Source organism: Acidaminococcus intestini DSM 21505 (assembly GCF_000425045.1).
Taxonomy (GTDB): Bacteria; Bacillota; Negativicutes; order Acidaminococcales; family Acidaminococcaceae; genus Acidaminococcus; species Acidaminococcus intestini.
This window is the reverse complement of sequence record NZ_AULA01000033.1, coordinates 18968-28965: the sequence shown is the minus strand read 5'-3', so window position 1 is coordinate 28965 and position 9998 is coordinate 18968. Positions and strand designations below refer to the sequence as shown.

The 9998-nt window shown below is 44.0% G+C and carries 7 protein-coding genes and 2 pseudogenes; 4 read left to right on the top strand and 5 right to left on the bottom strand.

The features are described from left to right. Positions 1–83: 83 nt before the first annotated feature. Entirely contained in the window at positions 84–365 is a 282-nt protein-coding gene (locus H503_RS0109400; RefSeq protein WP_026385695.1) for a transposase, read from the top strand. Continuing rightward, positions 302–1276, top strand: coding sequence for an IS3 family transposase (locus tag H503_RS0109395; protein ID WP_155877848.1), 975 nt, complete (start codon positions 302–304; stop codon positions 1274–1276). Before H503_RS0109400 ends, H503_RS0109395 begins: the two co-directional genes overlap by 64 nt. 241 nt (positions 1277–1517) lie before the next feature. On the opposite strand, the gene H503_RS0109390 is transcribed toward H503_RS0109395, so the two are convergent. Further along, positions 1518–2516 (bottom strand): N-acetylmuramoyl-L-alanine amidase family protein, encoded by a 999-nt coding sequence (locus H503_RS0109390; protein WP_009015917.1) that lies wholly within the window; start codon positions 2514–2516, stop codon positions 1518–1520. A gap of 1254 nt (positions 2517–3770) precedes the next feature. Between H503_RS0109390 and H503_RS0109385 the strand changes: the two genes are divergently transcribed. Continuing rightward, complete coding sequence (locus H503_RS0109385; protein ID WP_016459552.1) at positions 3771–5216, top strand: flippase; 1446 nt, start codon at positions 3771–3773, stop codon at positions 5214–5216. Between the two features lie 64 nt (positions 5217–5280). On the opposite strand, the gene H503_RS0109380 is transcribed toward H503_RS0109385, so the two are convergent. After that, on the bottom strand, positions 5281–6279 hold the full coding sequence (locus H503_RS0109380) for a glycosyltransferase family 2 protein (RefSeq protein WP_016459553.1): 999 nt from the start codon (positions 6277–6279) through the stop codon (positions 5281–5283). A gap of 278 nt (positions 6280–6557) precedes the next feature. Between H503_RS0109380 and H503_RS12310 the strand changes: the two are divergent. Then, a pseudogene (locus H503_RS12310) lies at positions 6558–6851 on the top strand (ISL3 family transposase); the annotation flags it as partial. 212 nt (positions 6852–7063) lie between these two features. Here the strand turns inward: H503_RS12310 and H503_RS0109370 are convergent. From H503_RS0109370 to rfbC, 3 genes and pseudogenes are all read right to left on the bottom strand, one after another. Next, positions 7064–8008, bottom strand: coding sequence for an HAD family hydrolase (locus H503_RS0109370; RefSeq protein ID WP_009015914.1), 945 nt, complete (start codon positions 8006–8008; stop codon positions 7064–7066). A gap of 505 nt (positions 8009–8513) precedes the next feature. Continuing rightward, positions 8514–9137 (bottom strand): annotated as a pseudogene (locus tag H503_RS12025) (dTDP-glucose 4,6-dehydratase); the annotation flags it as partial. Positions 9138–9354: 217 nt separating this feature from the next. Continuing rightward, positions 9355–9966, bottom strand: coding sequence for a dTDP-4-dehydrorhamnose 3,5-epimerase (rfbC, locus tag H503_RS0109360; RefSeq protein ID WP_009015912.1), 612 nt, complete (start codon positions 9964–9966; stop codon positions 9355–9357). Positions 9967–9998 lie beyond the last annotated feature (32 nt).

Here is a 9998-nt window from a genome sequence, read left to right as displayed (position 1 = left end):
TGGTGCTAGCATATAAATAGGACAAGTCAAACTGAGGTTTTCCATAAAGTGATACAATAAAAGTATATATAGGGGGCCTTAGTATGACGAAGTTCAACAAACAATTCAAAGTGGATGCTGTCCAATATTACCATGATCATCGTGATTTAGGACTGATTGGGTGTGCCCATAATTTAGGAATTTCCCAACAGACACTGTCCCGATGGCAAAAGCAATTACGGGATAATGGGGAAATGCCATATCGCGGATCCGGAAACTATGCATCTGATGAAGCCAAGGAAATCGCTCGTTTGAAACGTGAATTACGAGATGCCAAGGATGCCATCGATGTCTTAAAAAAAGCTATCAGCATTCTAGACAAATAATCCCTGCCATTTACCATAGCGTCAAACAGGCAGCCGAAAAAGCCCATCAGGGGAAACGCCATTTTTCGGTATCTGGAGTGCTGGCAGAACTGGGCGTTTCTACATCAGGTTACTATGGATGGAGTCATCGCAAATTATCCAAACAAGCTACGCACCGTAAGGAGGTAAAAAAACAGATTCAAACCATTTACGAAGATTCAAAGCAAATCTATGGAGCACCTAAAATTACTAAATTGCTTCAACAGAAAGGTGAATGTATTTCCGAAAGGACAGTGGGCCTTTACATGCGGCAAATGGGGATTCGTGCTTGTTGGGTCAAGCATTATACCGTTACGACCCAGAGTAGTTGTTTGGATGCCATATTGGTTAATATTCTGCAAGAACAATTTAATCCGCCAAGACCAGACACGATCTGGTGCAGCGATATTACTTATATTTGGACCACTGAAGGATTTGTGTATCTGGCCAGTATCATGGATTTGTTTTCTCGAAAAATCATTACCTGGAATTTATCCCGGAAGTTGGATGCATCTGGCATTATTAGGATGATTCAAATGGCAAAGCAAACCAGGAATCCAGGCCGTCTGGTAGTAATCCACACTGACCGCGGTTGTCAATATCTTTCGCAATCCTATATCAAGGAAACCGCACAGATGTGCCGCAGCTATTCGAAGAAAGGCTATCCATGGGATAATGCCTGCATAGAATCATTCCATGCCTTGATTAAGCGAGAATGGCTGAATCGATTTAAGATTGAAAATTATCAACAAGCCTATATGCTGGTGTTTGAATACATTAACACGTTTTATAATACCGTTCGAATTCACAGTCACTGTAACTATATGTCACCCAATGACTATGAAAAATTATATGCAAACTACAAGAAAAAGGCAGCTTTGATTGCTGGATAACTGATTGATAGAAACCTCAATTTAACTTGTACTCAAACTTGACATAGGACCATCTTCATGGTGGATTTGGGAGGGGAAAAACGGGAAGGCAAAAAACCGTAGCGCACCGCCCCAAACCGCCCTACGGGAGGGGGCGGGACTTCATTCGCCCTCACACATGTTTCTCGGACTTGCGCTCCGCTCCCCCGTCCTTTTTTACTCGGAGCAAAAATCGCTCCGATTCTCCAGAACAGCGTGCCCTTCACCCCTCAAACTGTTCAATTCCCCTAGCGATTGCTTCTGCAATCTTATCAAGGAACGCATCGCTCAAAAGCATTTGTTCTTCTCTTGCATTTGTCATAAAAAGACACTCTACGAGCGCACTTGGCATCGTCGACTTGCGGTTGACATAGAGCCTTGAATCAAAAATGCCGCGGTCGGTCACATCGGCCGTCTGCATGAGCTCCTTTTGGAGCGCATCTGCCAGCTTCTTGTCATACGGGGTCTTTGGCGTGTAATACGTAGAATAACCACCGACGCTTCGATCCGTACTTGCATTGCAGTGGATGCTCAAAAATAGGTCAGATCCGGACTTTTCAGCTACATCCACCCTTGCCTGGAGCTCTTGCTGATCTGTTGCAGTTGGGCCATAGACATCCCGGTCACTATACCGTGTCAGATAAACGACCGCCCCCTTTTGTTCAAGGAGCTTCTTGACACGCAGGGCAAGCGGCAAAGTTACTTCCTTTTCCTTGAGCCCGCTTTCAAGCCCATGGGTACCAGGGTCCGAACCGCCATGACCAGGATCAAGGGTGATGCGTTTGCCCTTAAGGCCGCCTCCCACACGATATCCTCGCTCAAATACAGGGGCGACATCAATGACGATGCGGTAAGGTCGTTTTGTAGCAGGATCAGCCTTCAAAGCAAAAACCTTGAAATCAGCGCGCGTCGGATTTTCATCCGTATGGATATGAATCAGCGTGCCCTTTGGTGTCTTTTGCAAACGAACCGTTTTCACATGGGTGGATTCACGAGGATGATAAATAGGGACAATGGATGGGTCCAGCGTTCCCTTAACAAAAATATGGGCCTCCCCCTCTAAAATCTTGGTCTTATATGGAAGTGCCTGATCCGATTCAATGACAACCCGCAGCTGGCCTTCCTGATTGACACCATAGGAGACTCCTTCAATATGTCCCGCTGCCTCTGCCCTACCTAAAAAACAAAATGCCATCAAAAATAAAACGATCCATTTCCTCAATTGATTCAGCTCCTAACTTGCAAACAGTTCGCATTCGCATTTTATTATAGTTAGGCAGTCCAAACCTGTCAATGAAAAAATCGAAAATCATGATCCCTATCTTGTACTGAAATCGTCCCATTTTAGTCTTTTCCCTATTTCCACATACTAAGTAAACGAAAAAAGACCAGAGAACAAAGAGAAAACGCCGGACCCAAACCGCCTCCTTACGGGGGAACGGGTCCGAATGAAACTCGCCCTCACACATGTTTCTCGGACTTTCGCTCCGCTTCAAAAGCGATCTTCGAAACTCCGGGCGAATCTGCCTCACTGCCGTTCGTATGGAGACGTCACTGCCGTTCCTCATCCACCACCAAAACCGGGAAACTCTAATGATGATAAACTTGTTGAAATTTCCCGGTTTCGGTCCCCCGCCCTGGTGGGGCGGATCGATTTCGAAGAAATCGAGATCAGAGGCAAAACACGAAGGCAGGCAGTGCTGAAATATAGAGTTCGTTGCTTGATTTCAACAGAGTAATAGTATGATGAGTTGTATTGCTTAAGATTCTCCCGGGTAAACGTCCCAACTAATTCAAACCATACTAACTACCATGAGAAATGTATCTTAAGAAAGCCCTGAACCGAATTCGTGTCTACGTTCGGTTCAGGGCCCACGTTACGGTCTTTTGCCTTAGTGACGGCGAAAGCCGTTCCGCTTTCGATGGGCCAAAACCGCTAATCGCAAGACGCTGCCAACGCGATTCGGCTCACGGACCGTGTTATCGAAAAATCAATTCGGCGCACACGACCGAAGGGAGACGGTTTGGCGCCGGCGTTCTGGTCTTTCTTCTATTTACATGATTCGAATGGGGCTCAGATTGGTTTAGATGCTAGGAAAAAAGTGCAGGCTGACGACGCCGCACGCGCATTTCCGTGCTGCTAGGAAGCCTGCGTCTTTTTGACAACACAGATGGGCCGATATGAGACTTAGGCGAATCATGTTTCTTCTGCAATCCGAAAAAATTCCTAAAAGCGGCCCGCCCAAGGGCTCCATTTTTTCGGGCGTCTTTAAAATGGAATTGTGGTACGTATCCTAATTACGATGCGACATGCCTTTATTGCCATCTCATAAATCTTTTCAAAAGCAATGAAGGCACTTCGTGCAGAAAATCGGCGCGATTTGTTCGCCGAGTAAAATAATCCTCCACAAATTCCCCCTCTCTCCTTCCTTTCATAGTATAATGAACCTACACTACGTCAAAGGATTCTTTATCGATGAAAAAAAGCCTTATGAAAAACTATTTTTATAATCTTTCCTACCAGATCCTGGTGGTCCTGACACCTTTCATTACGATTCCTTACCTAGCCCGCGTCCTGGGTCCGGAAAGCATTGGTCTTGCGAGTTTTTCAAGTTCCATTGTTTCCTACTTTTCCCTTTTCGCATCCCTAGGCATCGGACTTTATGGACAGCGCGAGATTGCCTACAGGCAGGACGACCCCAAGGGCCGCAGCAAGACGTTTTTTGAGCTGACGCTCCTGCGGCTTGTTCTCATGCTCCTGTCTCTTACAGCTTACAGCACCTTTGTCGTCCCCCGCATGTACCACAGAGCCATCTTCATGCTCCAAGGCCTCAACATCGCCGCTACGTTTTTTGATATCACCTGGTTTTTTCAGGGGCTCGAGGAATTTGGTAAGATTGCAGCCCGAAACGTCCTGCTCCGCTTCATCACCGTAGCGTCCTTCTTTCTTTTCATCCATTCTCCCGAGGACCTGGGCCTTTACATCGGCCTTCTAGCAGGGCTCTCCCTTGTAACCAACCTGTCCCTTTGGTTCTTCCTTCCCCGCTATCTCGTCCGCGTCCCGAAAGAAGAACTGCACATAGTCCGTCACCTGTCGCCCCTCATCGCCCTTTTCATCCCCCAAATTGCTGTCAATCTCTATACCCTCATGGACCGTACCATGATTGGTCTTGCCGCCGCATCGACCCTGCAAAACGGCTACTACGAACAAGCCGAAAAGACGGTGCGCATCACCCTCACCATTGTGACAAGTCTCATTCCCGTCATGATTCCCCGCATGGCCTATGCCTTTGCCCGCAAGGACCATGAGAAGGTCATCCAAGGGATGAAACTTTCCTACCAGTTCGTTTCCCTCCTCTCCTTCCCCATCTGCTTTGGTCTCATGGCCGTCGCCCCTAATTTCGTGCCCTGGTTCTTTGGGCCCAACTATCTTCCTGTCATTCCCCTCGTCCGCATCTTAAGCCTCATTGTCATCGCAATTGGTCTCAGTAACGTCACGGGAAACCAGTACCTTGTCCCGACCAACAAACAGGCCATCCTCACAAAAAGCGTCCTCGTCGGTGCGGTCTGTAACTTTATATTGAACCTGCTCTTCATTCCCTACGCCATGGCAGCAGGTGCCGCAGCCGCTTCGGTCCTTACGGAACTCATCGTCATGGGTGTCCAGTTCTACCTCGTCCGGTGCGCCCTTCCCCTGCGGGATATTCTTCTCGGGTCCCGCACCCACCTATTCGCAAGTCTCATCATGTTTGGCCTTGTCACCTTTGCCGCAGGAAGCCTCTCCCCAAGTCTCGTTCATACGGCCCTCCTCGTCCTCCTCGGCGGCGCGTCCTATTTCCTTCTGCTCCTTCTTTTTAAAGATGACATGACCCACCTTGTCATCCAAAAATTCACCAATCTGCTCACCCACAAAAGATCATAACAAAAGAGCTGCCTAACGGAAGTCCTGAGATTTCCGTTACGCAGCTCTTTTCCTTTGGGTAATGTTATAGAGATGCCTTTAAGCGGCACTTTACTTGATAAAGCGCGCCATAGCCACCAACGAGGATCAGGAAGACCTTCACAAGTTCCCTTTTCGTTAGATACGTAATCTTAAGCTCCTTCATGATACGGAAAACAAGCCCTTTCACTTCACTAGTCCGGTTTCTAAAGTGCAGATCATCGTGACACTTTTTATAGAGCGTAAAACAAAGTTTCAGCGAATGACGCAGTTTCCACTGTCTTTTTTCCTCGTCATCCGGATACCAGGTGAGACTATCCTCAATGCAGCAACATAGGTCCGTAAAATGCTTATCTGTGTACTGATGAATGATGCTGTTATCCCGCTGAAAGTAAAAGTAGAGCGCATCAGGGATGACTGAAATGCGACTAGCCCTATTAAGGAGCTTGTAATTTAAAAATTCATCCTCATAATAACGTCCCTTGGGGAAAAAAAGCGGTGGATTCCCTGTAAAAATGATTCGCTTATAAAGCTTGTTCCAGGCAACGCATAAAGTAAGGTCTCCCACACCATGAAGGACTTGTAGAACCTCTTTAACCGTACATACACCTTCCCGCGTTCCATGGGGCGGTTCATAGTCTTTCCTGCGTCCATCTGCCCATTCATAACAAATATTACAGAGGGAAATATCGGCATCATGCGCGGCAAGGGCCTGATAAAGTTTTTCGCAGTACTCAGGGGCAATATAGTCATCCCCGTCGATAAAAGCAAGATAAGCGCCTGCAGCGCGTTTGATTCCTGCGTTTCTCGCATCAGAAAGGCCCCCATTTTCCTTATGGACGACATGGATGCGAGAATCCTTTTTTACCCACTCATCACAGAGCGCCCCACTGCCATCTGTAGAACCATCGTCGACGAGCAGGATTTCTAGATTGGAATAAGTTTGGTTCACAAGGGACCCAACGCATCGATCTACATAGGACGCTACATTGTAGATAGGTACAAGGAGACTGATGAGCGGTGCTTGTATCGCTTCTTTGTTCAAAAAAATCGCTCCCAAAAATAAAAGTGGCCTAAAGCTAGCTTTAGAATTCTTTTTCCCATTATACCCTACTGAATGCCATTTTTAAATTCCATTTTATGATAGATGTATGCATAGCATTTTAAAAAGAGCCGCCAAAGAAAAGTACCAGTCTTTCCGTTAGCAGCTCTTTTCATTTTTGGTTCTATGTAGAAGGAAATGGAAGATTATGAAATGGCTTTTTCTATTGAGCCCAAATTGATTTTTTCTAATGGGCTCTATTTGGTTAAATTAAATGGGCTCTAACATGGGCACTTTCAGCATGGATAGACCTACTAAAAAGCGCTGATTTACCGGAAATGAACGCTCTGGTTAAGTCCTTTACCTATTGGTACGAAGAGATTAGGAGAGCCCTTATATATCCTTACTCCAACGGCTTTACTGAAGGCTGCAGCAATAAAATCAAGGTGTTAAAACGGACTTCATTTGGTCTGCGCAATTTTGAGCGCTTTCGTAATAGGATTTTGTACATTAACACACGCAACGAAAAAGGATACGCACTATCTTCCGTGCATGTCCTCTCCAGGAGTGCATAGACACTTTAGCACCCCAAAATTTGACAAAGAACCACAATTCTTCTCTTCATCATTTTTTGTTCCTCAGATAATTTCTTTCAACGTTTTGAAATAATTACCATCTTTATCGTAAGTAAAGGATATAGGTTCTAAATCGTCTCTAATTTTTATAAGATTTTCTTTAACCTCATCTTCCATAGTTTTTCTTATTCCTCCTTGTTCTCCATTCTTTCCTACACTAAATGCTTGGGTCCCTTCGATACAGCATTTTCTAGCTTTGCCCGTTCCTCATTGCAAATACGATTGGCAATTTCAAGCACTTTATTGGTAATCCACATGTATGCTGTCGTTCTCTCTCTGTAGTCGGCTTCGGCAAACATATTAATGCGCCCATCCTCACGTAATTGCTCTACTTGCTGAAATGCTTTCTGGTTTCCTTTGGGATAAATCGCAAAAGTCGATCCCCCATTTTTATTAATCAGCGAGAACGCTGGTATATCACTAGGACCATCAGCTATATAAATCATATTCTTAAACTTAACACGCCGCATATCTTCGGGAATCTTAGCATTTACTTCTAAGTCCGGATCTTGCGGGATTCCCTTATTAATTTCAAATAAAGCCCTTGTTTTTGTTGTATTATCAATTGTGTAGCCAACATCTGCAATCATGCTCTGTCCTGCATTTTTATCAATCATATCACTATCAATTAGTTCGCAGCCCCAGTAGTGTTCCAGGAGGGGAGCTAATTCCGACCCCTCAATAATCTTTTTGATACCAGTACTAACAACATAGTTTTCAACTTTAATGCCATATTCGCTATACTGTTTTGGATGCTCTTTATCCAAATCGGAGTGATTCTTTAAAATATCATTATTAAGATAGCGAATAAGTTCAATGGCTCCAGGATAAAAATTTAATTTCTTTCCGTACCCTTTGAGCTTTTCATTATTTAGATCAGATAGGTCATGTTCGTGGGCATATTGAATTAAGTAATTTAAATAAACCGTATCCTTGTTTACTTCAACGCCTAATTTCTTATACTTTTCCGGAAGTGCGTTCACTTCTACCCAGAATTGAGCACTGTTAATATGATACTCTTCAAAAAGCGGATCTTGCATATACCCATCGATTAAGGTCTTATCAAAATCCCATACTACAGCGATTACATTCTTCATTTTATCACCTTGCAATAGTTTAAATATTACTTTTAAGAAAACCACTGCTCCATTGTCCGAAGAAGTGTCTTTACTAGATATCGTAGCAAGTTTTATAAACATCTGTTCCACACTACTAGATATAGTATAGCCTTCATTTGCATATAGTTCAACAATAATATAAACCATATCAGTCAAAAGATATAAAAACAATGCTGTAAACCATCCTAATAAAATGATGTATTTATCTTGTAAGACCTTTTATTAAGAGCAACGTCGCTGCATCCAGCCTTAAATTATAGAAATGATTTCTGGTATACCCTCAGAGGAAAATGTATTAGCTAGCACTTATTAAGCTGAATCTTCTGGTGAAATATCTTTGACCTATCTATATTAAGGTCAAGTTACTCGGAGTGCTGACGTGTTTTCATTAGAAGCATCTCAAGGCGTAAAGATAAGCCCTGAAATCATAATCTCCAGGGCTTATCTTTATAATCTAAAGGGAATTTTCTCCATACTCTTCCTCATACCACTGAATCGTCTTTGCCATCCCCACATCAAATGCTGTCTCCGGACTCCATCCCAATTCATTACGGATCTTAGAAATATCCAGGGAATAGCGCACATCGTGCCCTTTCCTATCTTCCACAAACTGAATCAAACTCTCTGGCTTATTCAAGATTCGACAAATAAGATGAACAATTTCGAGGTTGCTGCGCTCCTCCCCTGCCCCAACGTTATAGATTTCTCCTACCCGTCCATGCTGGAGAATCATATCGATAGCCCGGCAATGATCATGAACGTAAAGCCAATCACGTACATTACTGCCATCGCCATATAGGGGAAGTGGTTTATTCTTGAGGGCAAGCTGTATCATTTTGGGGATGAGTTTTTCTGGGTGCTGAAACCTGCCATAATTATTGGAACTGCGGCCGATGGTGACAGGGATCCCATAGGTACGATGATAGGACAGTACGGCTAAATCAGCGGCAGCTTTTGAACTGCTGTAGGGACTTGACGGCCGAAGCTGGTCCGTCTCCTTAAACCCAGGTGCTGCGGCTGATAGGGGCAAATCACCATAAACTTTATCAGTCGATACTTGATGAACCTCTTTACAATTAAAAAGGCTATTTGCCTCCCACAACGTGGAGAAGAAATTTAACATTGATTTATAATTCAAAGTTTCCCAAACAAGCACGCAAGTTACGGAGGTTCCTGCATCCACAGACGAAGCTTATAAAGAATTAGATAAAATATATAACCCGAATGGAACAAATTTATAACATGAAAGTTCTTTAAGCTCTTATCACATCTTAAGGCAATTTGACGAGTAAGTAGCCTTCAGTACATTTTAAATAAAGGTATTTTTATTTAAAAGAAAACGTCTCATCTAATCCTAGCCACTTCTGATCTTTTTCACTTAACATCAGTTTTGTACCATCCTGCAGGGTATAACCTTCGGCTGACGCATTTCCAGGATATACTCCTCCAACTTCGGGCCAATCAATCCCAATTTCAGGATCATTCCAGGCAAGTCCCCCTTCATCATCAGGATGCCAAAAATCATTGACCTTGTAACAGAATTCTGCCACGTCTGAGAGAACAAGGAATCCATGAGCAAAGCCTTCTGGAATAAGGAACTGTTTCTTGTTTTCTTCCGTAAGCTCTACGCCATACCATTTACCATAGGTTTTAGACTGCGCACGCAAATCCACAGCTACATCAAAAACTCTTCCACGGATAACCCGAACGAGTTTGCACTGAGGGAAATGCTTCTGGAAATGAAGGCCCCGAAGCACTCCCTTGGTAGACATAGACTGATTATCCTGCACAAATTTCACATGAATTCCAGCTTCTTCCATATCATGTTCATTGTAGGTCTCCATAAAATAACCACGTTCGTCACCATGTTGGGTAGGAGTAATGACGCAAAGTCCATCAATTTTTCCCACATTATGATCCACTTTAATTTGTCCCATTTTAATCTCTCCCATCTAAAAATATCCTTGCT